The 26,217-nt window shown below is 37.8% G+C and carries 24 protein-coding genes; 6 read left to right on the top strand and 18 right to left on the bottom strand.

Translation table 11 applies throughout. From position 1 onward, the window contains the following. Positions 1–252 precede the first annotated feature (252 nt). A complete protein-coding gene (locus THC_RS06635; RefSeq protein ID WP_068515111.1) occupies positions 253–1,365 on the top strand; it encodes a DEAD/DEAH box helicase in 1,113 nt (370 codons plus the stop codon). A gap of 50 nt (positions 1,366–1,415) precedes the next feature. Here THC_RS06635 and THC_RS06630 read toward each other — a convergent pair whose 3' ends face one another. Then, positions 1,416–1,703: a GYD domain-containing protein gene (locus THC_RS06630; protein ID WP_068515109.1), complete on the bottom strand. Its 288-nt coding sequence runs from the start codon at positions 1,701–1,703 to the stop codon at positions 1,416–1,418. An 832-nt stretch (positions 1,704–2,535) separates the two neighbouring features. Between THC_RS06630 and THC_RS06625 the strand changes: the two genes are divergently transcribed. From THC_RS06625 to THC_RS06605, 5 genes are all read left to right on the top strand, one after another. Then, complete coding sequence (locus tag THC_RS06625) at positions 2,536–3,939, top strand: sensor domain-containing diguanylate cyclase (protein ID WP_068515106.1); 1,404 nt, start codon at positions 2,536–2,538, stop codon at positions 3,937–3,939. 20 nt (positions 3,940–3,959) lie between these two features. Then, positions 3,960–4,178 carry a YgaP family membrane protein gene (locus THC_RS06620; RefSeq protein WP_197650950.1) on the top strand — a complete coding sequence of 73 codons (219 nt, stop codon included), beginning with the start codon at positions 3,960–3,962 and terminating at the stop codon, positions 4,176–4,178. Beyond that, positions 4,162–6,711, top strand: a complete 2,550-nt coding sequence (locus tag THC_RS06615) for a PAS domain S-box protein (RefSeq protein ID WP_068515100.1) — start codon at positions 4,162–4,164, stop codon at positions 6,709–6,711. Before THC_RS06620 ends, THC_RS06615 begins: the two co-directional genes overlap by 17 nt. Beyond that, the gene (locus tag THC_RS06610; protein ID WP_068515097.1) at positions 6,712–7,581 is read left to right on the top strand and encodes a permease; all 870 of its coding nucleotides are present in this window, start codon (positions 6,712–6,714) and stop codon (positions 7,579–7,581) included. A 402-nt stretch (positions 7,582–7,983) separates the two neighbouring features. Beyond that, the gene (locus THC_RS06605; RefSeq protein ID WP_068515094.1) at positions 7,984–8,949 is read left to right on the top strand and encodes a cytochrome c3 family protein; all 966 of its coding nucleotides are present in this window, start codon (positions 7,984–7,986) and stop codon (positions 8,947–8,949) included. A gap of 31 nt (positions 8,950–8,980) precedes the next feature. On the opposite strand, the gene THC_RS06600 is transcribed toward THC_RS06605, so the two are convergent. The 17 genes from THC_RS06600 to sat form a co-directional block, all read right to left on the bottom strand. Further along, positions 8,981–9,433 carry a cytochrome c3 family protein gene (locus THC_RS06600; protein WP_068515091.1) on the bottom strand — a complete coding sequence of 151 codons (453 nt, stop codon included), beginning with the start codon at positions 9,431–9,433 and terminating at the stop codon, positions 8,981–8,983. Positions 9,434–9,445: 12 nt separating this feature from the next. Then, positions 9,446–10,204, bottom strand: coding sequence for a 4Fe-4S dicluster domain-containing protein (locus THC_RS06595; protein ID WP_068515088.1), 759 nt, complete (start codon positions 10,202–10,204; stop codon positions 9,446–9,448). Between the two features lie 14 nt (positions 10,205–10,218). After that, positions 10,219–11,442: an NrfD/PsrC family molybdoenzyme membrane anchor subunit gene (nrfD, locus tag THC_RS06590; RefSeq protein ID WP_231938337.1), complete on the bottom strand. Its 1,224-nt coding sequence runs from the start codon at positions 11,440–11,442 to the stop codon at positions 10,219–10,221. 13 nt (positions 11,443–11,455) lie between these two features. Continuing rightward, positions 11,456–11,806 (bottom strand): hypothetical protein, encoded by a 351-nt coding sequence (locus THC_RS06585; protein ID WP_068515085.1) that lies wholly within the window; start codon positions 11,804–11,806, stop codon positions 11,456–11,458. 24 nt (positions 11,807–11,830) lie between these two features. Continuing rightward, complete coding sequence (locus THC_RS06580; RefSeq protein WP_068515081.1) at positions 11,831–12,133, bottom strand: hypothetical protein; 303 nt, start codon at positions 12,131–12,133, stop codon at positions 11,831–11,833. A gap of 94 nt (positions 12,134–12,227) precedes the next feature. After that, positions 12,228–12,524 (bottom strand): hypothetical protein, encoded by a 297-nt coding sequence (locus tag THC_RS06575; protein WP_068515078.1) that lies wholly within the window; start codon positions 12,522–12,524, stop codon positions 12,228–12,230. Between the two features lie 14 nt (positions 12,525–12,538). Further along, on the bottom strand, positions 12,539–12,769 hold the full coding sequence (locus tag THC_RS06570; RefSeq protein WP_068515075.1) for a hypothetical protein: 231 nt from the start codon (positions 12,767–12,769) through the stop codon (positions 12,539–12,541). 155 nt (positions 12,770–12,924) lie between these two features. Further along, positions 12,925–13,206, bottom strand: coding sequence for a hypothetical protein (locus THC_RS06565; RefSeq protein WP_068515069.1), 282 nt, complete (start codon positions 13,204–13,206; stop codon positions 12,925–12,927). A 2-nt stretch (positions 13,207–13,208) separates the two neighbouring features. After that, positions 13,209–14,564, bottom strand: a complete 1,356-nt coding sequence (locus tag THC_RS06560; protein WP_068515066.1) for a sigma-54-dependent transcriptional regulator — start codon at positions 14,562–14,564, stop codon at positions 13,209–13,211. Further along, positions 14,564–16,918, bottom strand: a complete 2,355-nt coding sequence (locus THC_RS06555; RefSeq protein ID WP_082706353.1) for an ATP-binding protein — start codon at positions 16,916–16,918, stop codon at positions 14,564–14,566. The genes THC_RS06560 and THC_RS06555 overlap by 1 nt, the downstream gene beginning before the upstream one ends. 71 nt (positions 16,919–16,989) lie before the next feature. After that, positions 16,990–18,189: a quinone-interacting membrane-bound oxidoreductase complex subunit QmoC gene (gene qmoC / locus THC_RS06550; RefSeq protein ID WP_068515062.1), complete on the bottom strand. Its 1,200-nt coding sequence runs from the start codon at positions 18,187–18,189 to the stop codon at positions 16,990–16,992. A gap of 12 nt (positions 18,190–18,201) precedes the next feature. Then, entirely contained in the window at positions 18,202–20,403 is a 2,202-nt protein-coding gene (locus THC_RS06545) for an FAD-dependent oxidoreductase (protein WP_068515058.1), read from the bottom strand. 13 nt (positions 20,404–20,416) lie between these two features. Then, positions 20,417–21,658: a CoB--CoM heterodisulfide reductase iron-sulfur subunit A family protein gene (locus THC_RS06540; RefSeq protein WP_068516706.1), complete on the bottom strand. Its 1,242-nt coding sequence runs from the start codon at positions 21,656–21,658 to the stop codon at positions 20,417–20,419. A 118-nt stretch (positions 21,659–21,776) separates the two neighbouring features. Beyond that, positions 21,777–23,777, bottom strand: a complete 2,001-nt coding sequence (aprA, locus tag THC_RS06535) for an adenylyl-sulfate reductase subunit alpha (protein WP_068515055.1) — start codon at positions 23,775–23,777, stop codon at positions 21,777–21,779. A 30-nt stretch (positions 23,778–23,807) separates the two neighbouring features. Beyond that, positions 23,808–24,293, bottom strand: coding sequence for an adenylyl-sulfate reductase subunit beta (gene aprB, locus THC_RS06530; RefSeq protein WP_068515052.1), 486 nt, complete (start codon positions 24,291–24,293; stop codon positions 23,808–23,810). Between the two features lie 29 nt (positions 24,294–24,322). Continuing rightward, on the bottom strand, positions 24,323–24,682 hold the full coding sequence (locus tag THC_RS06525) for a DUF6955 family protein (RefSeq protein WP_068515049.1): 360 nt from the start codon (positions 24,680–24,682) through the stop codon (positions 24,323–24,325). A gap of 31 nt (positions 24,683–24,713) precedes the next feature. Next, positions 24,714–26,090 (bottom strand): sulfate adenylyltransferase, encoded by a 1,377-nt coding sequence (sat, locus tag THC_RS06520; RefSeq protein ID WP_068515046.1) that lies wholly within the window; start codon positions 26,088–26,090, stop codon positions 24,714–24,716. Positions 26,091–26,217 lie beyond the last annotated feature (127 nt).

The raw sequence follows: 26,217 nt of genomic DNA, 5'->3' as shown, positions 1-26,217 counted from the left end.
GAGCCAAAAGAGGGCAAACACAAAGGTTTGCCCCTACAAAATACAGGTGCCTTTTCCAACAACAGAAATAGTAAAAAGAATCTTCTTGAGTCTCAAAAGATATGGACCCATATACCCCCTTTTAAAATTTTAAAAAGAGATTATTTTATTAAAACTCAATAAGAGGAGTGATCCTCAAAAAGATCAGAGTTTCTTTCAGCTTTTATCTTCCTTGAGAATCCCTCCTCAAAATAAAAAATAGGAGGAAGAGTGATGTTACAATTTAAGGATTTTGGTGTATCAAAAGAGGTTTTGCAGGGGATTAATTTGTTAAGGTATTCAGAGCCTACAGAAATTCAAAGAGTGGCAATTCCATTACTTCTCTCGGGAAAGGACCTTGTGGCTCAGGCCCAGACTGGCACTGGGAAGACTTCAGCCTTCGGAATCCCCATTACAGAGGGCGTATCTGCAGAAATCAGGAAACCCCAGGCTCTCATTATTGTTCCTACCAGAGAGCTTGCCCTGCAGGTTACAGAGGAATTAAAGGCTCTTGGGAAATTCAAAAGGCTTTTTGTCCTGAGTATTTATGGAGGTAAACCTATTGATAAACAGGTATCTTTCCTGAAAAAAGGCCTTTGCCATATCCTTGTAGGAACACCAGGAAGACTTAAGGATCTTCTGCAGAGGGGACATCTAAAACTTGAAAGGATTAAATATCTGGTTTTAGATGAGGCAGACAGGATGCTTGAAATGGGGTTTATTGAAGACATAGAAGAGATCATTCAGGCAACTCCCGAGAACAGGCAAACCCTTCTTTTTTCAGCCACTTTACCCAGAGAAATCTTGAGCATGGCAGAAAGATTTTTAAAGCCTGATTACACTAAGGTGAGAATCAAACCCGAAGAACCTACTTTAAACACTATTACCCAGAAGGTTTATAAGACCAGTGAAAGGGGAAGATTTGAAAAATTAGTCAATCTCTTAAGAGTGGCAGAGGATACTAAGACCATTATTTTCACTCATACTAAAAAAGAAGCAGAGGAGCTTGCTTCGGAGTTAAGAGAACTTGGCTTTGGAGTATCAGCCCTTCATGGAGATTACTCTCAAAGAAAAAGAGAGAATGTTTTAAAGGGCTTTAGGGAAAGCAGATTTAACATCCTGGTGGCTACAGATGTTGCCTCCCGTGGCCTTGACATTAAGGATGTTGAACTGGTCATAAATTATGGCCTTCCTAAGGATTCAGACTCTTACATTCATCGTATAGGTCGCACAGGAAGGGCTGGCAGAAAGGGAACAGCGGTCTCTTTAATGATACCCCGAGAAGAACGACACTTAAAGGCTATCCTTTTTAAAACCAAGGGGAATATTGAAATCTGTAGAGATTAGTAAATACATAGAGCAAAACCTCTCTGTTAGGAGAGGCCTGCTCTTTAATTCTATTTACTGATAATCTTTAAAAAGTCATCCACTCTCTGGGCAGGAAGGCTCATGAGTTCAACTGTCCCCCTGGCTCCAAGTTCAATAGACATCTTCATAATCGTTTCATTATCAGGAGCCTCAACAATGTTAACAAAATCATAAGGACCAAGAACCGCATATTGTTGAAGTACCTTTATACCCATAGCTTCAAGCTCCTTATTAACTTCAAAAATACGATGGGGCTTTTCCTTAATAGTCTTCCTTCCATCATCCGTTAACTTACTCAAAATTACATAAATAGCCATGGCCTCCCTCCTTTCCTGATTTTTATATAATTATTATTTCAAATATTTCTCTTAGAGTCAAGAGGTTTGTATAAGTCCAAAGCTTTTGAGACTCAAAAAAATTTTTTTTCATAGGACGGAACACAAATTAAATCTCTCCACATACCCATTCCCTTTCGGAAAGAAAGGATAAAAAATCTGCAAAATCTTTCCTTAAGTAGGGGTTTAAAATTTTATACCCCTTGAATTTTTTTGTGGGTCTGTTGTAGTACAGACATTCTTGTCTGTGTTTCTTTCATACATTGGAGTGTAATTTACCTCCACAGGCAAGATTGCCTGTGTTACTTTCAGACTTGTAAAGCTTCCCTCGTAAAGATAGCTAATTCCTCTTTTATCACCCTTCCTTTTTCTTGTAAGGATCTGAACTTATGCAGAGAGAGGTTATTTTGCTCCTCTTAAATTTACGAGAGGTAGACTTTAAGTCCCCTGGCAAAGCTCGTATTAAAGGAAAAACTGGGTAGATAGGAAAGAAGCTTTACAGAAAGATACGGAAATATAAGAAATTGCCTGAGAGAGACTTTTTAGAGAAAAAGGGAATTATTCCCGGGAAAAATTGACAATTAAAAGGAGGGGAGGGAAGCAAATAAATTTGAGTTTCCCTTTATCATTAAATGTAAAGCCTCCCCTGTATAAATTCTTTGATTTAACCTATGTATATGCCCATTATATATTCCTTTGCAAGAAAAAAATCTTCTCAAGAGATTAAATCTTAAATTTATCTATTTTTTTTTCTTTACTTTATGAAAATGCAGATTATAATTTTTTTTGTAAAAATTACAAAGGGGAAGGCCTTATGGGATCAAAATTAAAGAACTTTTTTGAGTTCTTATTAAACCGGAGCCTCTTTTGGAAAGTAGGCTTTATAATAGCAGTTTGCGTTATAACCAATTTTACCTTGACTTTTTATTTTTATTCAGAGACCCTGAATCTTTTAAGCCAAGCTGGTATTTCAAGCTATGAATCCTTTTATTTTAAAAGGGCTATTTTTTTTCTTACAATTCTAATTTTTATCTTTCTTATCTGGGGAGCTATTGCCTTTTGGTACATGATCAAAAGGCCCTTAGATAGAATAAAAAATATTTTAGATACGCTTATTTATAATCCTGAATGTCTCAATGCAGAAGGTTTTTTCAAATTTAAAATCAAGGATGAAATTGGTGATCTTGCTGAGAAGGTAAATATCTTGGTAAAAAATTTTTCACACTTACAAACCTTTAGACACCTCATAGAAAATGATGAAAATGTAGAAGATGTCTATGAAAGGCTGGGAGAACACCTCAAGAATCTTACCTTTTCAAGCTTTGTCATCTACGAGGTATCTAATTCTCAAAATACCATGAAACCCGTTTATGTATCTGATGAGGAGCTTGAGATTAATGCCGAAAAACTATTTAATGCCGATAGATGCAGAGCTAAAAGAACAGGAAAAGTGGTTACCTCTCTTGATGCGCCTCATGTATGTAAACTTTATGAATATTTAGATGTAACCAATCATTATTGTATCCCCATATTATCAGGGAACAAAGTTCTTGGGGTGGTGGAAATTCATCTTCCTGCAACTGAAGTTTCTTTGACTGCTAAAAAGTTTAGAGAAAAACTTCATTTGGTGCACAGGTATATAGATGAAACTGCTCCGGTCATAGAATCCAAACGCTTTGCTGAGGCCCTAAAAGAACAGACCTATAGAGATCCCCTTACCAATCTTTACAACCGAAGATTCTTGGAGGGCATAATTGACAATTTAGTTGCTCAGATCTTAAGAAGGGGGACAGGTCTTGGGGTCTTAATGTGTGATCTTGACTATTTTAAATCCATTAATGATAAATACGGACATGATGTGGGAGATCTTGTCTTAAAAGAAACTTCTCAGTTACTTGCAGGAAATGTGCGAAAATCAGATCTTGTGGTAAGATTTGGAGGAGAGGAATTTCTGGTGTTACTTTTGGATATCAAAGAGGGAGAGGCGGAAAAGGTAGCGGAAAAATTGAGAAAGGCTATTGAGTTATATGAGTTTAAAACACCCAAGGGCATAATCAGAAGAACTATATCTATTGGGGTTTCAGAATTCCCCCAAGATACATCTGCCATCTGGGAGGCAATTAAGTTTGCAGATATTGCCCTTTATAAGGCCAAAGAAGCAGGCAGAAATAAGGTCATGCGTTTTAGAAAAGAATTCTGGACAGAAGAAGAATATTAAAGGGGGGTTGTGCCATGACCATGGATAGAGCCTTAAGGCTTACTGCTGGTATTGCCATGTTAATTCTCTTTATTTTTGGCATATGGGGCTCAAATGTTCACTGGTTCTGGAAGGCCTTCCTGCTTTTTATGAGTCTAAATCATATTCAATCAGCTTTTACCAATTGGTGCCCTGTTATGAGCCTTTACAGAAAACTTGGCATAAAGGATTGCTGCAAAGAGGATGAAATTAAATCTTAATGTAGAAAGGGTTCTTGAGGAATCAAGATTCCCGGCCTTTTTCTTAAGTATTGATAATAAGATTCTTAAGGTCAATGAGCCTTTTTTAAGGCTTCTAAATAAAAAAAGAGAAGACCTTGAGGGAAAATACTGTTATGAAGTGGTGCATGGGCTAAAGGAGCTTCCCAATTTTTGTCCTCTTAAGGAAGGAGAGCCCTGTCTCCTTTCAGGCTGTGAAACTAATACAGCCTTCTGCCCTACTTGTAAAATCTGCCCAGAAGATAAAAAAACCAAATCTAAGGGCATTTTTTTTAAAGACTTTTATGAGCCAAGGCTTAAAAAATACCTCAGGGTTACCCTTTTTCCCCTCTATGAGGAAGATATACCCATTGGATATCTTCATTTCATTGAAGATGAAACCCAAAAAGCGGAACTTAGAAGGCTTTTAGAAGCAGTTGTTGATACCTATCCTGGTTTATTCTTTGTAAATGATGAGAAGTTTAACATCCTTTACATGAACGAAAACCTCAAAAGACTCTGTAATACTGAGCATCCCAAATGTTATGAATTAATCTTTGGAAATGATAAACCCTGTTCAAAGTGTCCACTCCTTATTGAGGGAAAAGTTGAAGAAGAAAAGGAGGTTTATTCCCCGCTCTTAGACAAGTATTTTATAAGGCATTTCAAAATCTTTAAGATAAATTCCGAAAAGATTTACAAAATCACTTTTTACGCTGATATTACTGAGCAGATCAGGCTTTTTGAAGAGTCAGGAATTGCGCTTGTAGTTTCAACACCAGAGGGAGAAATTCTTAGAGTAAATCGCAGGGCAAGGGAGCTTTTTGGGGTCTCTGATCCTGCCCTTTTAAAAAATTACAGGGATCAAGACTTCTGGCTTAATCCCGAGGACAGAAAGGCCTTTATAGAAAAACTTATCAAGGAAAAAAAGATTAACCATCTTGAGTTTAAATATAAAAGACTCTCAGGTGAGTCATATACAGCCCTTATCTCATCAAGGCTTTATGAAGAAAATGGAAAAAAACTTATCTACTCAGCCTTTGAAGATATTACAGAATACTTAAGATTAAAAGAAGAGGCCTTTAATTTCATTCAGAGAGTGCTTGAATTTTTACCTATCGGAGTTTCTGTCATAGATACAGAAGATAAGGTAATTTTTGTAAATTCAAGACTTTCAGAGATTACTGGTTATTCCATAGATGAGCTTAAAGGAGTGAATCTACACCAACTCCTTGTAGCTGATCCTAATTTAAGAAAACGAGCTAAAGAGGTCTTTCAAAAAATTTCTATGGGAGAAAAGTCTAAGCTTGCCAAAAGGAGAATTGAATTTCAAGCCCGCAGAAAGACAGGAGAGCTCTTTCCTGCAGAGGTATATTTTGACGAGTTTATTTTTGAAGGTAAAAGGCTTTTCATAGGAATTATTCAAGATGTAACGGAAAGAAAACTTATTGAGGAGAAACTTTTCAGAGAGGAAAAAGAAATTGTTCTTGAAAAGATAGCTGGAGGCCTTGCCCATGATCTAAATAATCTTCTCATGATTATAAAGGGTTATCTTGAGCTCCTTGGAGAAAGACTTAAAAAGTATGGGGAAAAGGAACTTAATTATCTTTCCAAAGTAGAAGAGGCTTTTGACCGTATGAAAAACCTTGTCTCTGAGCTCTTTATTATTTCAAGAGGAGAACTCAAACGGGAAGAATTTATTAATTTAGGAGAATTCTTAAAGAAGTGGGCTCCCTTTTATCTTAAAGGCTCATCTGTGGCTTTAACTCTGGATATTGAAGAAAATCTTTTTGTTAATTTACAGGAGAATCATCTTCTTTCTATTATCCAAAACCTTATTCTTAATGCCAGAGAGGCTATGGAAAACTCCGGAGAATTGAGAATAAAAGCGCAAAAGGTGGATAATTTTATCAAGGTTGAGGTATCTGATACAGGGCCAGGTATACCTGAAGAGGTGAAAAATAAAATTTTTGAGCCAGGTTTTACCACTAAGGCCCATGGGACAGGTCTTGGGCTCTATGTGGTCAAAAGAATTATGGATATGTATAATGGTAAAATTGAGATATTTAGCCATCCTGGTGAAGGCACAAGCGTTACACTTTTCTTTCCCTCGGTTAAATCCCTAAAGGGTGTTGAAGTTGAGCCTTCTAAAAAAGCAAAGGGGACTTTAAAGGTCTTGGTTATGGACGATGAAGCTGAAATCCGAGAGGTTCTAAAAGAATTTTTAAGTGAGCAGGGCATTCAGATTGAGACTGCAGAAGAAGGGGAGACTGCCTTTGAGATGATTTTATCTGCTGAACGAGAGGGAAATCCTTATACCCATCTAATTCTTGATTTGACCGTTCCAAAGGGAAAAGGTGGGATTTACCTCTTACGCCGACTTCAGGAGATAGGTTTTGACCTTAGAAAAGTAAAAAGTATTATAATTACTGGCTTTACTGAAGAAGAACTTAAAAAAGAGGCTGAGGGCCTCAATTTGGATGCTATCCTTTACAAACCTTTTTCCCTATCTAAGGTACTTGAGGTTTTAAAATAAATGCAAGAAATCTTCTTTAAATTTCTATGGCATTTTTGGGATTATAGTGTAGCTATCTTACCTTATTTTATTCTGGCCCTTTTTATAGTAAGTTTTTTAAAGGTATATTTAGATACCTCTCTTATTATCAGGGTTCTAAGACTTAAAAAATCTGCCCCCTTTTTAACAGGGACACTGGCTGCCCTTTTGCCTGTTTGTTCTTGCTCTGTGATTCCTTTAGCCTATTATATTCACAACTTTTCCTTTAACTTTGCCCCAGTCCTTGCCTTCCTCATGATTGGTCCGGTTATTTCCCCTGTAACTATTTTTTTGACCTTAGGATTACTTGGGCCTAAATTTGCCCTTTTTCGACTCATTTTTAGCTTTCTTATCTCTATTATTCTTGCTTATTTGACCCTTTTTCTTTTTAAAAAGAAAGAAAAGACCCTTGAATATTCAGAAGGTGAACCCCTTCCAAAGAAAAAAAATCTTAAAAAGGTGTGGTCTGCTTTCAAAGAAGAGGGGCTTGAGATAGGAAAATATCTTTTTCTTGGCCTCTTGATAGCCTCCCTACTTGTAACCTTTTTACCCCCTGAAAAATTGACCTTTCTATCTAAAAGCTCCCTTTCTTATTTTTTGATAGCCCTCATTTCTATCCCTATTTATGTTTGCTCAGGGGAGGAAGTGCCTTTAGCAAAAGCCTTTCTTGACCTTGGTTTTACCCCTGGGCAGGCCATGGTCTTTGTTCTGGCTGGGAGTGGGATCTGTGTCCCTACTTTAATAGCTTCCTTACGCTTCTTACCGCTAAAAGTGGTCCTTTACTATCTTTTCTCCTGGTTAATACTCTCCATAGGTGGAGGTCTTCTCTATGACCTCCTGTCTCAAATATAAAAAGGGTGCATAAATTCACATCCTTACAAAGAGAAATGGAGGGTGGTAAAAGGTGAGAGGTAATAGGAGAAGTAGTAGAAAAAATCCTATGGAGTCTCAAAAGATATGGACTTATACGCTATAATGCCTCATTTAATTTTCTAAAGGATTTTATTTTACCTTCCCACCCACTCTTTCCTTTGAAATAAGCTTTGCGAAATAACTAAGCTCTTAAATTCAAGAGGAGCGAAATAGATAGTTTTTTCTTGAAGGTTCAAGAGAGGAGCTGAGATTTTTTATATGAGGCAACGATAAAATTTCGAATAGATTTTTAATGAGGCAATTCGGATACTTGTCAATTTATCTTTTTGGCTTAAAATAAAAACCCTAATTAATTTATAAATTTATTTTAGGAGGGGGCTTATGGGGAATGGAGGAATTGTATCTTCAATCAAGGCCTTTATTCAAGGAAGGCCTCTTTTGACTTTATTAATTCTGGTTGGTCTTCTGGTCGCCTTTGTTTACATTAATGTAGAAGTTCTACACTTTACCAGTAACCCACAGTTTTGCGCTAAGTGTCACCCCAAGGAAGGCACAGGACCTTTAGCTGAGGTCTATACTTGGGGTAAAAACATTCACTCCCAAAATAATGTGGCCTGTCTTGACTGCCACGGGGAACCAGGATTTTTTAATTATATGCAGGCTAAATTGAAGGGTTTAAAAGATACCTTCAATTTTGCCTTCAAGGGTCAAAAGCACATGCTTGAGATTCTTCATAAAGCCTTTAATGATCCAGTATATGCCTCAAAAGTGGTTTCTATGGAGTCCTGTCTTTTCTGTCATACCGATTATTACAATCAGAAAATACGCGCAAGCAGGATGATGACTTTAGCAGGGATTACCTTTAGAACCCTTGATACTGTTAAAAATCCTGCTTTTAGAACCTCTAAAAACATGATAGATATCATGACTGATCCTGTGAGGCGAAATCCTGATATAGATCCAAAGCATGCCTCTCATATAAAAGCTGGCATCAACTGTGTCTTCTGTCATAGAAGGGTAGCCCATGGAGGGGAATTTATAAATCTTGCTTCAGCCAATATCTGTGAGGGAGAAACAGTTTGTTCAAATTGCCATATAAAAAACAAAGAAACTATTCAGATGAGGGATATAATCCTTTCAAAGGCTGGAAATCCTGCCAAATTTTCCCACAACTTCCATGTGCAGATGTTTGAATGTAATACCTGTCATCCCTCTCTTTTTAAGATGAAGGCTGGCACAAGCAATATCACCTTTGATACTCACAAAAAAGATCAGTATTGTTTCATGTGTCATGGAGAGGGAAAATCAGCTAATTTTAACTGTGAAACCTGCCACCAGGGTGGTTAAATAAAAAGGGGGCTTGTGCCCCCTAAGATTCCTATTTTTTCTTTTCACTCACCGCAAGCTTTTTGATATATTCTTTCATTCCCTTTACCCCGATATGACAGTTTGCACACTTGGTATTTGAAGCAAAAGCAGACTGACCATTATGGCAGGCTCCACAATATTTTCCTTTATAAAGAGCCTCCATATTAAAGTCAGGATTTTCTTGAGATTTTAAGGCCTGCATTTCAAAGATACCGGAATGGCAAGACTCACAGGAAAGTCCCAGTTCCTTTGCATGGTATTTATGGCTGAAAAGGACTCCCCTTACAGGCTTGGCATAAACTATTTCAGGACCCCCTGCCTCTTCACTTTCCATATAAACTACACCCTGATTAAGGAGTTCTGCCTCCTTTGAAGGATTTTCCTTTTTTTCCGAAACATAGGCAAGACTAACCACACCTAAAAGAAGTGTGAGTGTTCCTACGAATATTTTCACTTTGCGCATTTTCTCCCTCCCTTAGCTAATGGTATAAAAGACATTAGGCTTAGCCCCTGTCTCAGGCTTTAAAACCCAAACAGGTTTGGCTAACTGATGCACAAGTTGATAAACCTCACTTCCCGGATCGGATAGATCACCAAAGTTTCTAACCCCGGCTGGACAGGCAGCTGCACAGGCGGTTAATTTTTCGCCTTTAGAAAGCCTGGATTCCCAGCAAAAATCACATTTATCCACTGCATGTTTTTCCTCATTAAAATACCTTGCATTATAAGGACAGGCCACCATACAGGTTTTACATCCAATACACTTATAGGAGATCATCTTAACAATTCCCGTCTGTTTATCCTTAATGGTTGCTTTGGTTGGACATGCCCTTACACAAGGCGGATTATTACAATGATTGCAAAGAATGGGCATAAAAAGTGTTTTTTGATCCACTGCAGTTTCATCATGTCTTCTTAAGATCATAGTTCTCCAACCATAATCAGGAACATGATTGGTTTTCACACAGGCCTCCATACATAGCTCACAGTCAATACATCTATCCATCTTGAAAACCATAGTATAGTGAGGTTTATAAGGATACTTCTTATGCAATTCTTCAGGACTTGCCAATCCCTCTGCTACTCTTGAAACTACAGAAAAAAGGCTCCCTCCTGCAAAAACTCCGGTTATAATTAAACCTATCTTTAAAAAATCCCTTCTGGTCTCATCAGGAATATTTTCTGTTCCTTCATTCTTTAATCCCAGCAACCAATCTTTAAAGTTTTTGAACATAATTTCCCCCTCCTTTAATGAATTTCTGTTTTATGCCCTTTAAAGACCTTTTCCCCAACCAGAAAGGCCATAATTGCAAAGGCAATAGCTCCAACAATAACCATAATCTCATATATACTGGGTTTATAAGACAAAATTACCGGAAAATCGGTTATATTAAATTCAAAATAGTGTGAAACAATCTGGCCAATAACAACGAGATCCACCCGCATGAAAAAGATCCCGATAAAAGCAAGCACAGAGGCTACAAACATCTGATTGATATTTCTAAAACCTGAAATCAGAAGTAACAAGAATGGGCCAACCATTCCGAGAAGCACCTCAAAGAACCAAAAATTAAGAGCATATTTACCGGTAGTAAGCTCCTTGATAGCTAAAACCTTTCCCTCTCCTGCCGCAAGACCAGTTATAATCTTCCAGGTTGTAAAAAACATCAGCACTGCCAGAAAAAGGGCCCAAATCTTACCTACAGCCTGTAAAGAAAGTTCCATAGCTCTGTCCATTCTTTCAGCGGTAATTTTATAACCAAGATAGGTAAAGAAAATTATGGCTGTGCACCCAGAAGCTGCAGCAGAGGCGATAAAATAAATAGGCATATAAGGACCATACCAAAATTCTCTTCCATGGAGCATACCAAAAACTGCTCCAAGATTACTATGAGCTGCTATTCCTGAGATCAATCCAAGGAGTCCTGCTAACATAGCATATCTATGTTGCTCGAGAAGAAGCAATATAAATTCTATAGTCATAAAAACCAAATAAGCTCCATACAAGGTTCCCATCCACCATATATTTGAGGTGGGATTAGGAGAAAAAACATTCCAAATAGCCATTCTGAAGGGGTTTTCAACATCAAAAAAGATTACCATAAACCCAGCCAAAATAGTAACTACAGATAGAAATACAGACCGTTTAGCGATAGGCATAAAAGATTTTACCCCAAAGACATGGCCGATTGAGGAGACAATACATAAACCTGTTGAGGTAACCACGAAAAATACATACCCAGAGATCAGTATGCCCCAAGGAATTTCTCTTGTTACTCCATAAACATGTCTATATCCTGTATACATAGCATTTACGCCAAACATTGCAGCAATCATCAAAATCAAAGCACTTAAACCCACAATGTAGTAAAAAGCTTTAGTTCCTGACAAAAACTCAAATAAACTTGACATCCAAGTTTGTGAAAAGGCAACTTCTCCTTCAACAATCATAGGATTCTTTTTCGCACTCATCCTTCCCCCTCCTTTACTTTGCTCTTAAAATACGAATTTCCTTTTTGACTTCCTTATAAGGTGGAGAATCAAGAAGCATGATCTCACCATATTTTTCTTGAAATTTAAGCAAATCCTCAAGACTCTTAATTTCAATTACCCAGTTTTTTTCCTTTTGTTTTTTTTCACAAACTATCATTCCATTTTCCTCCCGGTGATTTACTCCCCCTTCCCACCAGTCCTTGAACCAGATCTTTTTTTTGGCTTCCTCAAGGCTTGAAACCATCCTGTAATCAAGAGGAGTGAGTTCCTCCTCTACAGCCTCATCACAAGGTTTTTCTTTACTCCACAAGGGCACCCTTGTTCTGCTAACAATAAATTTCATATACCCCTCCCTATCAACAATTTTTTAGCTAAGTAGATTTTTTTCTTTAATCTTTTTCTTTTCTAAAAGAAAACCCAAAATCCAACCAATAATTGCACATCCCACCACAAAAATGGCACCAGAAATGATCACACTCAGCACCATCCAAAAGGCAACAAGAATCCTTGGTCCTGTGGAGGGTTCAATAGGAGTACCGAAAAGAAGTTCAGAAAGCTTTAATCCGAAGAGCCCTCCTGTATAGGCGCTGGGTAAAAATCCAGCAATAACAAATAAAATTAACCCCACAAAGGCCCCTGCTAAAACACTTTTTTTAAGTCTTGTCTTCATAATTGATCACCCCCTTTTAAAGGGGGGTTAGCTTCCCTTCCTTTGGGGGCTTATGGGGAATGGATGAAGGGAGGCTAACCCCTGCTTAACTTTCCTAAGCTTTGCTTCCAGCCTCCTTAGCTCTCAATTTTCCAGATAAAATATAACCAGCTATAGCTCCTCCAAGCACAAAGACAACTGCTGTAACAAGAACAGCTCCTATCATGCTAAGAGCAGTAAATAACCTTGCCACAACTCCCATACTCCCGGGACCCATGATGAGTTCAGCCAGTTTCAAACCAACATATCCTCCCATCATAGCACTGGGAAAGAACCCAAGAAGCACAAAGAGAATCAACCCGGCACCGGTCCCGATGTAAATCCCTTTCCTGGAATCAAGTTTTGCTAACATAATCCCACCTCCTTTTATTTTTTATTTTTCTTATTTCTCAAAATCACATAAGAAAGAGGAAAGATTAAACTAACCATTAAGCCAACAGCCGAAATGCTTAATAAAACCCTTTTTATAACTTCACTTTTAGTGAAACCTCCTAAAAGATATAAAAGCATTTGAAGAAGAAAAAGTGTTATTACTAAAAAAGCTACCTCTGTGCCTTTTCCCTTCGGTTCTGTCTTTATTCCTGTTATCCCTCTCATTTTTCTCACCTCTTATTTTTTCTTATATAAATTTATTATCAAAAAATATGCCAGAGAGAAAAGAAAGATCTTTCTTAATTTAACAAGGAAGTCCTTTGCAAATGTGCAAAAAAATGACTAAAAAATATTTTCTTTTTTGGCAGAATTGCAAAAAATTAGGAGTCAAGAGAATTGAGAAATTCAAAAACGATCTTTGCTGCTATGCCTCCTAAAATACCTCCTATCAGACCAATAAACATAATCACAGAAGTAACACCAATGAAAACAAGAGGGGAGTCCTTGGAAATTTCTTTTTTCATAATTCTTGAGAGATCCTGAGAAACCGCATCAAACCAAGTTCCTCCAAGGGTATCTCTGAAGGCAAAATCAAGCATAAAAGCCACAGCTATGCCTAATATAAAACCAATTATAAATCCTAATTTAAAGGGTTTAGACACTTTTAGATTTCTTCAATCTGATACTTTTTTAGTTTTCTGTAAAGAGTTGCTAAATCAATTCCCAAAATCTTAGCTGTCTGTTCTTTATTGTAATTTACCTGTTTAAGGGTATTGAGAATTATATTTTTTTCGAATTCCTCCAAAGATTCTTTCAGGGTTTTGGCTGGAAATTCTAACCCTCTATTTCCCTTAATTCTTTCTGGAAGCTCATTAGCAGTTATAAACTCGCCAGTTGCTAAAATAACAGCCCGTTCGATAACATTTTTTAGCTCCCTAACATTGCCGGGCCAGTCATAATTAATTAAAAAAGAAAGGGCTTCATTAGTTATTCCCTTAACTTTTTTATTATGTTCCTTAGTTAACTTATCAATAAAAAAGTAAACCAAAGCAGGAATATCTTCCCGCCGTTCCCTAAGAGGGGGAATCTTTATTTCTATTACATTCAAACGGAAATACAAATCTTCTCTAAATTTTCCTTCTTTAATCAGCTCTTCAAGGTTTTTATTGGTTGCAGCAAGAATTCTTACATCAACCTGTTTTTTAGTGGTGTCTCCAAGAGGAATAAATTCACCAGTTTCTAAAAATTTAAGTATCTTGGCCTGCAGATTTAATGGCATATCTCCTATTTCATCAAGGAAAAGCGTTCCCCCATTAGCAAGTTCAATAAGTCCCTTTTTATCAGTTATAGCTCCTGTGAAGGCTCCTTTTTTGTATCCAAATAGTTCAGATTCAAGAAGATTCTCTGGTATGGCGGAACAATTAATACTAATAAAGGGTTTATCTTGGCGAGGACTGTTATTATGAATAAATTCAGCTAAAACTCCTTTTCCTGTCCCAGATTCCCCTAAAATGAGGATTGTGCTTTTAGTGGGAATTACTCGTTCTAATAGTCTCATTATTTCCTGCATCTGGGGAGAGGTTCCCCAAAAGATATCTCCTTTTAACCTCTGACTCAACTGATACCTTAAGGCCTCAACCTCTTTTTGAAGACTCTTGTGTTCAAGGATTCTTTTCAAGCGCATTTTAACATCTTCATTAATAAAGGGCTTAACAATATAATCTGATGCCCCCTTCTTTATAGCTGTTACAGCTGAATCAATACTTGCATAAGCAGTCATGATCACAACATCAGTTGATGGGCTTAACTCTTTTACCCTTTCAAGAAGCTGAATTCCATCTATACCAGGCATCCTCAAATCAGAAAGCACAATATCAAAATAATTTTTATCCATAAGTTTAAGGGCCTCCTCACCACTCGGGGCTGTTGCCACTTGATATCCCTCTTTTTCAAGAACAAACTTAAGAACACTTAAGATGTCTTCTTCATCATCCACAAGTAGTATACTCGGTTTTTCCATCAAGCACTCACCCCTTGTGAAGAATATACAGGTAGTTTTACTGTAAAAGTAGAGCCCTGACCTATCTGGCTTTTAACCAAAATGTCTCCTCCAAAATTTTTGACAATGCTATAAGAAACAGACAAACCAAACCCTGTCCCCTTTTCCTTAGTGGTAAAAAAAGGATCAAATATATGAGGAAGATTTTCTGGTGAAATGCCAATTCCAGTATCAGTAAAACTAACTAATACATAACCATCTTCTTCTTTAGTCTCAATAGTCAGGTCTCCGCCCTCAGGCATGGCATCGGCTGCATTTAAAATGATATTAATAAAAACTTGAGAAAGCTGATTTGGATCCACCAAAACCTCAGAAACCTCCTTTAGGTTCAAGTTTACCTTAATATCCTTCATTCTTTTATCAAATCTTACAAGAGCAAGACTTCCCTCGAGCACTTCGTTAATCTTAACAGGAAATACCTCTCCTTTAGAGGGTTTAGCAAAACTTGAAATATTTCTTATTATTTCAGAAATCCTCAAAATATGCTTGGAGATAATTTCTAAGGCTTGATTGGCAAAATCTCCTAAATCCATCTCTTTAAGAACTTGAACATAAGAAGAAATAGAAGTAAGAGGATTGCCTATCTCATGAGCTAAGCCAGCCGAAATTCTTGCCAAGGCCTGAAGTTTTTCCGATTGCATGATTCGCTCTTCCATTAATTTAAGGTCAGTTATATCCTGAATCAGACAAATATAATTTGTTTTGTCCTCTGCTGTTCTAACAGGGGTTATCTGAACCTGAAAAATCTTTCGTTGTCCTTGAACTAAAATCTCCTGAACAAATTGGGTAGAGGCAAGGGCATTTAAACAATCTCCAATCTTACTAAATAATTCACAAATATTAATTTTGTCTGAAAATTGTTTATATTTATATAATTCAAGAATGTCCTCCATTTTTGAATTCATCCATGTAATTGTTCCCTCTTCGTCAATTAAACAAATACCTGAATTAACTGTTTCCATAATAATAGAAAGTTTTTCCTTTTCTGCTTGTAATTCCTCTGTCCTTTTAGCTACTAATTTTTCAAGTTGATTAGCATATTCTTTAATTTGTTCCCGTAAAGCTACCTCCTCAGTTATATCATCACAGGTAAGCACTGCTCCCGTAATCTCAGTCCCCTCTTTAAGAGGATTTACTGTTATGTGATAATACTTAATTTCTCCATTTTCCTTTAAAGGATATCCCATTAATTCACTATATTCACCATTAAAAGATCTATTAATTAATTCTTTTAATGTTACTCTATACATCTCTATTTGTTGAGGACATATTTCAAAAAAGTTTATTCCTAAAATCTCCTCTTTAGGTCTTTTCAATAAATTAGCATAAGGAGTATTAGCTAAAACTATTTTATAAGTCTTATCCATAACTACAATTTTGGATTGAGTACTCTCAATAATACCCTCTAATAATGCATAAAATTTCAATTTCTCCTCAGCTGCAATACGCTTTGTATTAATATAATAAAAGAGGGTTCCCAGAATTATCATAGATAAAAAAATAGATATAACTATTAAAGAATGTAGCTTCATACTTTTATTTATAGCTGACTGTAATTCATCATAAGGGATACTAACGCAAAGGATCCATTCCTGATCAAAAACAGGGACCTTTGCATAATAAATTACTTTGTCTAATTTTTCAGGGGAATAATAATAGTGGTATCCACTTTTAATAGACTCTTTAAGAATCATCTTTTCTGCTTCAAAGCTCTTATGACATTTAAAACAGATTGGATTATTTGAATAAATATTATTCCCAATCATACCGGGTTGAGTAGGATGATAAATCAGGGTTCCCTCTTTAGATATTAACCAGGCATGTCCCTTGGGGGTAAGTTTAATGGGTTTTAGGTTTTTTTGAAATATTTCATCTAAACTAATGGAAATTTGTGCCAAGATTGCCTGTCCGTTAGATTCAAAAGGAAGAAGATAAAGTATCTTTCTTTCAGAAAAATCCGTTTCAACATTAAAACTTTCCTTATCTTTGATCTTTTCATAATTATACACAAATTCTACTTTAAGTCCGGATAAATTCTCTAAATCTTTTACAAAAAAAGAGGAAATAAATTCTTTATCAATTTTTAAAACATTCCCTTGACTTCTTAAATAATTTGAAATTGAACTATATTTTTGAGGCACAATATTAAGAATAAATGAAAGTTTTTCTGCTAGATTTTGAGTTAATAGGCCTAATTCTTTATGACTTAGGTCTAAAGACTCCTTTTGAAAGGACCTCTCAAAAAAAAGATTAATGGTTATAAAAAAAGAAAATACAAAGAAAAAAATAATAAAAAAAAGCACATTAAGACGCATTTTTTAAATTATAGACCAAAATTGAAATAAATAAAGGCCCCTCCTTATAAGGGGCCCTAAGGAAACTCTTCTTATGAAGATTGTTTTTTCAATGTATCTTTGTAATACAGATCAAAAACAACTGCTGTTGTTCTAAAAACAAGATGAGAAAATTTTCCATATGGAATAGCTAAAAAGAGCAAGAAGACACAAACAAGATGAGCCAAATAAACAAAGGCTGAAAAGTTATAAAAGACTGGAACCATTCTGACAACTTCAATTCCGAATCCAGTAATACCCACAAACAAAATGAGCCATAATAGAAAGGCATCTGGATAAGCCGTCTTGAGTGAATTCTCAAGCACTGCTCTATTTCTCCCTGATATAAGAGAAATAACTCCGTAAAGAAGCAATATACCACCAATATTACCAAGCCATTTAACAGGATGGGTAAAGGGATTCCAGGGAGTATGCATCCCAAGGATATCCGCCAAGATAAATACGGTGCCTGTAGTAATGAAAAGGATAATAAAGGCATAAAAGAGCATTTTATGAGGATTGGCTCTCCAGGAATTAGCATCACACTTTTCAAATCTGCTATGGGCAAGGATCTCCTTCAAAGCTGGGCCAAGATAAGTTTTAATTATAGTAACGGCACCAAGTCGATAAGCCTGAGGAATCTTGTAATATTCAAGATAGGTATTCCACATCTTATTTACCGCATTAGCCATAAGAACTACGACAAAAGTTGCTAATGGAAGAAAGATTAAATCAATCATCAAAACTCTCGCTGGTAAATCTATAAATCCTATTTTATAGTGGAGCTCAGGATTATATGGAAAGGATACGGGATCAGAAAAATCAGGAACACCTCCAAAAGTAAGAAAGAGCACTGGCAAAATAAAGGCCAGGGCAATTAAGATTAAAATAGGCAACCCCCAAAGATTACTATAAAAGGTGTTCATAAACTTAAAAGGCACAAGCTCCTTTGTCACAAGAAGCCTTAAAGAGGCAAGCACATCACCAGGCCGAGCATTTCTGGGACAATACTTGGTGCAATCACCACACTGATGGCAAAGCCATACATTTGGATCAGAAAGAAGCTTTTCTCTAAAACCCCACTGGGCAAGTATCATTTGTTTTCTTGGAAAAGGTGCCTCATCGGGTGCCAGAGGGCATACACTTGAACAGGTTGCACACTGATAGCATCTCTTTACCGTATCTCCACCTATACCTTGAATTTCTTTAACTGCGGACAAATCCGCATCAACTTTTAAAATAGCATTACTCATAGGGCTTCCTCCTTACCAGCCTTTAAATGGATTTTCACCATAGCCTTTTATGGTCTCTGCAAATTCTTTCGTTTTCTCAGCAAGCTTTTCAATCTCATCTATGGCTACTGTATCAATAGAAACTCTTTCCATTTCAAGAGCAAGTTGTTGTAAAGTTTCTTGAACATTTTCCATTCTACGATTGGCAAGTTCACTTCCCTTAATAAAGTGGCATTGATAGTTTTCACCATACTTACAGCCAAGAAGTATGATACCGTCATAGCCCTTACTCATAGCATCCTTGATAAAGGATACATTTACTGCTCCAAGGCATCTAACAGGAATAACTCTAAAGTAAACAGGAAGATTCATTCTCTTATAAGCTAACATATCAAGTGCAGGATAAGCATCATTCTCACAGACAAAGGCCATAAACCTGTATTGTTCATATCCCTGCTCAGGCATCTCCGTTGCTTTAATCATACTTCCAATCATGTCTATAGAGTAATCTTTGAAGTTAATAATTCTCTGTGGACAGGCCCCAAAACAGGTGCCACATCTTCTACAGCGGGTAATAAAAGGTATAGGAAATGCCTTTTCATCTTCATTCAGGGCTCCAAAGGGACACTCTTCAGTGCATCTCTTACACTGGGTGCACATCTTTAAGTCCCACTCAGGATAGGCAAAATCCCAGGTTCTTGGATGCACCGCATGTCCAACCTCTATGGCAGTGAGACACTGTATAGCCTTTAAAGCAGCTCCTCGGGCATCTTCAATAGCTTGGTCAATGGTCATAGGTTGATGCACCGCACCTGCAGCATAAATACCTGTTCTCCTTGTCTCATAGGGGAAACAGATATAATTAGAGTCTGCATAACCATAAAAAAGTTCAAGCTCAGGAAGAGCTGGACCTTGCCTATATTCCAGATTGAGAACCGCCTCATCAGCTGTTACCGGAACCATACCCGTTGCTAAGACTACCGCATCCACTTCAAGCTCCACCTTTTCACCAAGCAAAGTATTATCTACAACCACCTTAACCTTACCATTTTCTCCTTTACTTACACTTACAACCTCACCCTTAGTCAAAAAAACCCCTGGATCATCCTGTAGTGTTTTATAAAAGTTTTCATAAATTCCCATAGTTCTCATATATTCGTAAACAATATATGCTTTAGCCTCAGAATCCGCTTCCCTTATATACTTGGCCTGTTTAAGGCTGGCAAGACAGCAAAAACTTGAACAATAGGCAAGATGATTTTCATCCCTTTGTCCTGCGCATTGAATAAATAGAATACTCTTAATAGGAGCTCCATCTGATGGTCTGACAAGCTTCCCCTCTGCAGCCATCTTCTCAAATTCCACATTAGTCATCACATTTGGGACTTCTCCATACCCTAAATGGGCTAACTTGGTAGGATCATAGGGTTTAAATCCTGCAGCAAGAACAATTGCACCAATCCGAACCTCTTCTTCCTTCCCTCCCTGCTTTATTTTGACATTATAAAGACCTGGCCCGCCGTTAATATTTGTAACTGTTGCACTCTTGTATACTTTAATCAGGTCATTGCTTTCAACCTCAGAAATTAAACTCTTTACCACTGGTTCAACAAGATTCTTATAAGGGGGTTTTGTCTCGCAATGAGACTTCATCTTAGCAGCAAAACCACCAAGCTCCTTTTCCTTTTCTACGAGAATAACATCATACCCAGCTTTTGCACATTCAAGAGAAGCAGTAAGACCGGCTACTCCTCCACCTATAACAAGAATGGTTTTAGAAAGTTCTTCTTCTGGTTTGAAAGGTTCTGGAAGCTTATAGGATCTTAGTTTAGCTATACTCATATTAATATAATCCTTAGCCAAAGCCATAAGCTCATCTTTAAAGGAGACTCCACTTGCTATCTCAGTTGAATCATCAAGAATCTCTCCACTATCTCCCATTGGAAACCTGCTCCAGACAACTCCTTCTCTCAAACTAACTCTATCAACTGCTACTTTACCAAAATTAAATACATCATAGTTAACTCTGAAAGAACAAGCACATATGGAAACTGCATCAAGCCCATCTGCCTCTATTTTAGAATTTATAAATTCCTTGCCCTCTTTAGAACATAAAAATTCGGCACTATATACAGAATTTACACCCTGTTCCCTTGCTTTTGCTTCCAATTCCTCTATATTTAATCTTTCAGCAATTCCACAACTCCTACATATAAAGACACCAATTTTATCCATCTTTTACCTCCTTTTAAGCCCTTTTTATAATTTGTAATGCCTTAATAACAGCACCTGTTGCAGTCTCATTAGAGGTCATAACATCAAGAGGCTTTTTAGCACACCCAACAGGAATAATTCCATCACTCTCAAGAACAAACCCATACTCATCCTGAGGAAGACCTGAGATTTTTTCGTCCACAATACTTGGCTGCATTCCCAAGGCTAAAACAACCATATTGACCTTTTCATGCACCTTCTTTCCAGTTAAAGTATCCTCAGCAGTAACTATTAAATCTTTTGTAGCTGGATCCTCTTCAATTTTGGCTACTTTTCCCTTAATAAAATTAACCTTAGCCTCATTTTGTGCCCTTCTTAAAAATTTTTCATATCTTCCAGGTGTTCTTATGTCAATATAAAAAATTAAAGATTCCGTATCTGGAGCTTTTTCTGCTAAGTAGAGACTATGCTTGAGACTGGCGAGACAACAGATATAAGAACAGTAAGGCAGATGGTTCTCATCACGAGATCCTGCACACTGGACAAAAGCAACTCTTTGAGGAACATTTCCATCTGAAGGCCTTATAATATTTCCTCCCGTTGGCCCCCAGGGAGAGGCCATTCTCTCCATCTGCATATTAGTAATTACATTAGCAAACCTTCCATATCCAAGATTATCAAGCTTTGTTGCATCATAAAGTTTCCAACCTGTGGCCCAAATTATGGCTCCTGCCTCAATCTCAAAGATCTCTTCCTTCATATCCGGATCTATTGCATTATATTTACAGGCGGATTGAATTCTCTCTAAATCTCCGGGAGCCAATGCATCTTTATCCAAAACATATCTCATCGGAAAAGCCATTGGAGAGGGTAAGTAAATGGCCTTGGTCTTCCCGAGCCCAAAATCAAAACTACTAATTCTTTCTCCCTCACATACCTTTTCACATTCACCACAGGCAGTGCAATTTTCATTTACATAACGAGGCTTTTTTCTGAGTTTTATTTTATAATTACCGGCACTACCACTAATTTCTAAAACATCCGTCATGGTATAAACCGTTAGATGGGGATTAACCTTCATTCTTTTGTAATTAATTTCTAAACCACAAGTTGGAGGACAAAGCTTAGGAAAGTAATATCTCAACTGTCCTACCCTTCCTCCAAGAGTTGGCTCTCTTTCAACAAGAACAACATCTGTCTCCATCTCTGCTGCCTCAATAGCAGCGGTAACACCACTAATTCCACCACCCACGACTAATATAGTTGAGCTTCCCATTTCAACCTCCTTTACCTCTTTCTTTTCAGGTTTGAGAAGCCTTATCTTCAAGGCCTCTCAAACCTAAAAATTAAAAAAAGAGGGGGCTTTAAAGCCCCCTCAATTATTATTTTATCTTTTACGGCCCAAGAGGATCAGGAATGATCTGCACATAAGGATAGGTTTCAAGTTCCCACTGCTTGGTCTCGGGATTCCATCTGGATAGAGTGAAACATCTCCAATTATTATCATCAATATTTAAGTAATCAGCTCTATAGAAGTATCCAGGATATCTGGTCTCATCTCTGAAGAGGATATGCAAGAGGTGAGCTTCAGCAGTCCATACTCTGTGTCTGTTCTCCCAGGCTCTCATAAGCTCATGTAAGTCTCTTGCAGCTGCAAGTTCCATATCTTCTTTAAGCATTCTCAAGAGTTCAAGACCTCTCTCAAGCATAGGTTTGTTGGTCATATAATAGGTAGAGGTTCCAGCTACATACTCATCCATAAGTTTCATAAGTCTTGCCTGAATATGACGAGGAATAAGATAGTTGGGGTTGACTTCATAAGCAGTAGTTGCATTCTTAAATTGCTCAAACCTATACCATGGTCCATAGATCTCTTTCTTAAGTTCATCAGCTGATTCTTTGATAGCAGGCTTATAATCCTTATTATCAAGGACAAACTTAACCATAGCTTTAGCAGCAATTCTACCCTCAACATGAGCACCAGAGGAGAACTTATGACCACTGGCACCCACAGTGTCACCAGCGCAGAAGAGACCCTTGACTGTGGTCATTCTATTGTATTTTCCAATTCCTTCCCAAGGCTTTTTGTATTCCGCTGGAACCCAATCTTCATCTGGTCCACAGCACCAGGCACCAGCACATCCAGCATGTGATCCAAGGAAGTAAGGCTCTGTAGGCATAATCTCAGAAGGTTTCTTTTCAGGCTCAATATTCAAACAGGCCCAAAGTCCAGCCTGAGTTACACACATGTCAAGGAAGTCTTCCCAGGCTTCGGCTATAAGATGTTTAAATTCTTTTTTGTCCATCTTCTTTTCGGCTTCCTGAAGAGCCCACTCTGTGTGCATGAAAATAGGACCTCTTCCTTCTTTCATTTCAATAAGCATAGCATGGTTTCTTAAGCAGGTTCCCACAACGGAAGCCTCGCTATAAGGAGCAAACTTTTTAAGCTCCTCTTTATGTTTAGCAACATAATCTTCATCGAAGGCATTGGTTGCTCTGGCTTTGAAGAGCAAGAACCAAGCACCAACTGGCCCGTATCCATCCTTAAATCTGGCAGGAACAAATCTATTTTCCATAAGAACAAGCTTAGCTCCACTCATGGCACACATAGCATATCCAGAACCGGGGTTCCATACGGGATACCAGGTTCTTCCCTTTCCTTCATCAATGGATCTGGGACGGAAGACATTCACTGCTCCACCGGTAGAAACAAGAGTAGCCTTGGCTTTGATAATGTAAATCTTATTTTCTCTAACAGAGAATCCTACTGCACCTGCACATCTGTTGGGTTCATTAGCATCAAGAAGAGGTCTAACAATGAAAAGCCTTTCAATAATTTCAGCCTTGTCATAGCTGGCAAGAGCATTCTTAGCAGCTTCTGCAACAATAACCTTATAGGATTCACCGTTAATCATGATCTGCCAGCGTCCAGAACGAACAGGCTTTGCTCCGCCTTTGAGAGTTAAACCCTTGGCCTTGGCCTCAGCACCATCAAGAGTCTTTCCAGTCTGAGGATCCTGCTTCCAAATAGGAAGACCCCATTCCTCAAAACAATGAACAGTATCATCAACATGTCTTCCCACATCAAAAGAAAGGTCCTCTCTAATAATTCCCATAAGGTCGCATCTTACCATTCTCACATAATCATCAGGCTTGTTATCACCAATGTAGGTGTTAATAGCAGAAAGACCCATAGCCACAGCACCAGATCTTTCCATAGCAGCCTTATCAGCTAAAAGTATAGTAATTCCATGGGGTTTGGCCCAGCGAACTGCCTCTACAGCTGCACCACAGGCTGCCATTCCACCACCAACTAATAATATGTCTACATCCTTTTCAACAACTTCTGGCTCTGCACAAGCTAATCCAAAGTTATAACTGTGAATCTTAGGCATAGTTGTCACCTCCTTTAAAATTTTAAATTTTTAAATGGTCATCTTTTTATCAGTGCATGGGAAAACCTTATTAAGGACAGCCTCAGGTTTGGCTGGCTCAATACCATCTGCAGCCTGAGTAAAAAGCTGATTGGTATTTAGTTTGGCTGGATCAGGCTCCTTTCCACCCATAGTTGGATCTGCAGAACCTTCAGGAGTAGTTCTAATAGGAAACTTAAACCTTACAACAACTCCATTTCTGAATTTAATGGTCCACATGACATCAGTTGTTCCTCTCATGGGCTGACAAGTTCCATTAAGAGGAGCAAAGTCTGCATAGTGTCTGATAGATATAGCTCCCTGAGGGCAGCTCTTAACACATGAATAGCACTCCCAGCACTGATCAGGCTCCTGGTTGTAAGCCCTCATGGCCTCAGGATCAAGGATCATAAGGTCATTGGGACAGATGTACATACAGACGGTCCTGTCCCCACCCTTGCAACCGTCACACTTTTCAGGGTTCACATAACTTGGCATAACGACACCTCCTTTTGTTTTTTATTTTACTAATCTGTTTCTATCTCAGGGGCTGGTAAAAAATCTGATTCCTTAGCTGCTAATTCCTTTATTTCATTAATCCTTCCAAGAACAGCCTTAACCACTTCCTCTCCAAGACTCTTCTGCTTCGCTATCTCTTCAAAAAGGGCTCTCTTAAAGGCAACAGGAGTATCTGTGATACAGGCACGGGAATCAATACGAGCAGTCTCAAAGGCCTTAAGAACATCATTTTTTGTCTCTTCTCCAACCTTTACTTTTAAAACCTTAAGCTCACCACCAAAAACTGTCTCTATATTAGATTCTACAGGTGATCCCTTAATTTTTCCCAATCTGTAGTCATCAAGAAAAACCTCAAGTATATATTCCATCTTTTCACCTCCTCATTTTTTTAATTTTTTATTATTCCATATCAGGAAGATCAACTTCTAATTCTTCCTCTTTCCACTGGACATATCTTTCATTTACAAAGGGATAATTAAATTTCTTCCACCACTTAACTACAACCTTGAAGACCTCGGGCCTCATAATAACAACGGGAGGTTGAACACCTTCAGCTACAAGCCCCCTGATAAGAGAACCCGAAAGCTTCTCTTTTTGCTTGGAGTGATTACAACTCTCGCTGTAAGCCATTTCTTTACAAACAGGACAATACCAAAATTCCCTCATATTCTGAGGTCTGATCTCCAATCCTCCCTCAACCTCATTCACAGGCTTGTCAAAACCATAGCTTGGAATTCCCTTAAGCCAGAGAATCTGAGTTGCAAATTTGTCATAATACTCACCTACTGCAGCATGATCCCTCCCAAACATATGATGAGTGCATCCCATATTTTGACGAATAATTCCATGGAGCAAACTCTCAAGGGGATTGCCATATCTCATATCCCAGAGAGTAAAAGAGACCACATGTCTTTCAGGCTTAATATATCCAGCCTTATTGACAGCCTCATGGGCCTCTAAGATAGCTTCATCTGGATAATCACCTCTTCTTTTAACACCAATAATAGCATTCACAAGAATTCCATGACAAGGCTCAACATCACCAGTGTAAGCGGCATTTTTCATAAGGTGCTCATGACCCACATGGGGAACATTTCTGGTCTGGTGAGCAATAGCTGTCCTCCAGCCCTTTTGCTCCATAAGCTCTCTTGCCTTTCTGGGAGGAAGCCAGAATCTGTCAAAGGGTGGCTTAAAAATGGGTTCATTAATAATAGTATATTTCCCGGCAAGAATAATAGGATTGTGAGACCTATAAATAACCCAACCAGGATGCTTATCATCAAATTTTTCCTGAACAACTTCGGGATTGGTCTCAGGAGAACCAAAGGTTCTATTAGCAAGCTCTTCAGGATCAATCTCATAAATTTCTTCAATATCAAGCATAGCAAAGGGTTTCCCTTTAAGCCTAAGAATTAGCCTATCCCCCTCACTCACACCAAGCTTATTGAAGTCTTCCTTAGAAATATCAAAAAGAATGGGATATGGGAAAACCCAGCCAGAAAGAAGCCTTCTCTTGGAAAGCACACTCTCAAGCTCAGCACTGGTCATAGAACCCTCAACAGGACTGAAAAAACCATAACAAACTGACATAATCTCACGATAAACATTTCTCACAGGAACGCCTCTCTTATAGTGAAGAGTAGGCTTAATGTCGTAAAAAGCGCAATACTTTTTACATGACTCAAGATACTTTTTGGCGATCTTTTTGTCAGTGATCACCCGCTCAACGAGCTTTCCCCCGTGGGGCATGGGCCTCTTAAAATAAAGTTCTGGCATTTCAACACCTCCTATCCTTGAGATTAATTTTCAAGTCTTATTATAAAAACTTTTTGCCAAAGTCAACCTTAATAAAATTTTCTTTCAGGCTATTAAAAGAATTTAATCTCATTTTTTTTAATTTTTG

It is taken from the genome of Caldimicrobium thiodismutans, from assembly GCF_001548275.1.
Taxonomy (GTDB): Bacteria; Desulfobacterota; Thermodesulfobacteria; order Thermodesulfobacteriales; family Thermodesulfobacteriaceae; genus Caldimicrobium; species Caldimicrobium thiodismutans.
Note: the sequence above shows the minus strand (reverse complement) of the source record. Positions and strands in the feature narration are given on the sequence as shown.

Coding starts and splice junctions, on each gene's coding strand:
- THC_RS06635 (WP_068515111.1), top strand. CDS start 253: ATGTTACAATTTAAGGATTTTGGTGTATCAAAAGAGGTTTTGCAGGGG.
- THC_RS06630 (WP_068515109.1), bottom strand. CDS start 1,703: ATGGCTATTTATGTAATTTTGAGTAAGTTAACGGATGATGGAAGGAAG.
- THC_RS06625 (WP_068515106.1), top strand. CDS start 2,536: ATGGGATCAAAATTAAAGAACTTTTTTGAGTTCTTATTAAACCGGAGC.
- THC_RS06620 (WP_197650950.1), top strand. CDS start 3,960: ATGGATAGAGCCTTAAGGCTTACTGCTGGTATTGCCATGTTAATTCTC.
- THC_RS06615 (WP_068515100.1), top strand. CDS start 4,162: ATGAAATTAAATCTTAATGTAGAAAGGGTTCTTGAGGAATCAAGATTC.
- THC_RS06610 (WP_068515097.1), top strand. CDS start 6,712: ATGCAAGAAATCTTCTTTAAATTTCTATGGCATTTTTGGGATTATAGT.
- THC_RS06605 (WP_068515094.1), top strand. CDS start 7,984: ATGGGGAATGGAGGAATTGTATCTTCAATCAAGGCCTTTATTCAAGGA.
- THC_RS06600 (WP_068515091.1), bottom strand. CDS start 9,433: ATGCGCAAAGTGAAAATATTCGTAGGAACACTCACACTTCTTTTAGGT.
- THC_RS06595 (WP_068515088.1), bottom strand. CDS start 10,204: ATGTTCAAAAACTTTAAAGATTGGTTGCTGGGATTAAAGAATGAAGGA.
- nrfD (WP_231938337.1), bottom strand. CDS start 11,442: ATGAGTGCGAAAAAGAATCCTATGATTGTTGAAGGAGAAGTTGCCTTT.
- THC_RS06585 (WP_068515085.1), bottom strand. CDS start 11,806: ATGAAATTTATTGTTAGCAGAACAAGGGTGCCCTTGTGGAGTAAAGAA.
- THC_RS06580 (WP_068515081.1), bottom strand. CDS start 12,133: ATGAAGACAAGACTTAAAAAAAGTGTTTTAGCAGGGGCCTTTGTGGGG.
- THC_RS06575 (WP_068515078.1), bottom strand. CDS start 12,524: ATGTTAGCAAAACTTGATTCCAGGAAAGGGATTTACATCGGGACCGGT.
- THC_RS06570 (WP_068515075.1), bottom strand. CDS start 12,769: ATGAGAGGGATAACAGGAATAAAGACAGAACCGAAGGGAAAAGGCACA.
- THC_RS06560 (WP_068515066.1), bottom strand. CDS start 14,564: ATGGAAAAACCGAGTATACTACTTGTGGATGATGAAGAAGACATCTTA.
- THC_RS06555 (WP_082706353.1), bottom strand. CDS start 16,918: ATGCGTCTTAATGTGCTTTTTTTTATTATTTTTTTCTTTGTATTTTCT.
- qmoC (WP_068515062.1), bottom strand. CDS start 18,189: ATGAGTAATGCTATTTTAAAAGTTGATGCGGATTTGTCCGCAGTTAAA.
- THC_RS06545 (WP_068515058.1), bottom strand. CDS start 20,403: ATGGATAAAATTGGTGTCTTTATATGTAGGAGTTGTGGAATTGCTGAA.
- THC_RS06540 (WP_068516706.1), bottom strand. CDS start 21,658: ATGGGAAGCTCAACTATATTAGTCGTGGGTGGTGGAATTAGTGGTGTT.
- aprA (WP_068515055.1), bottom strand. CDS start 23,777: ATGCCTAAGATTCACAGTTATAACTTTGGATTAGCTTGTGCAGAGCCA.
- aprB (WP_068515052.1), bottom strand. CDS start 24,293: ATGCCAAGTTATGTGAACCCTGAAAAGTGTGACGGTTGCAAGGGTGGG.
- THC_RS06525 (WP_068515049.1), bottom strand. CDS start 24,682: ATGGAATATATACTTGAGGTTTTTCTTGATGACTACAGATTGGGAAAA.
- sat (WP_068515046.1), bottom strand. CDS start 26,090: ATGCCAGAACTTTATTTTAAGAGGCCCATGCCCCACGGGGGAAAGCTC.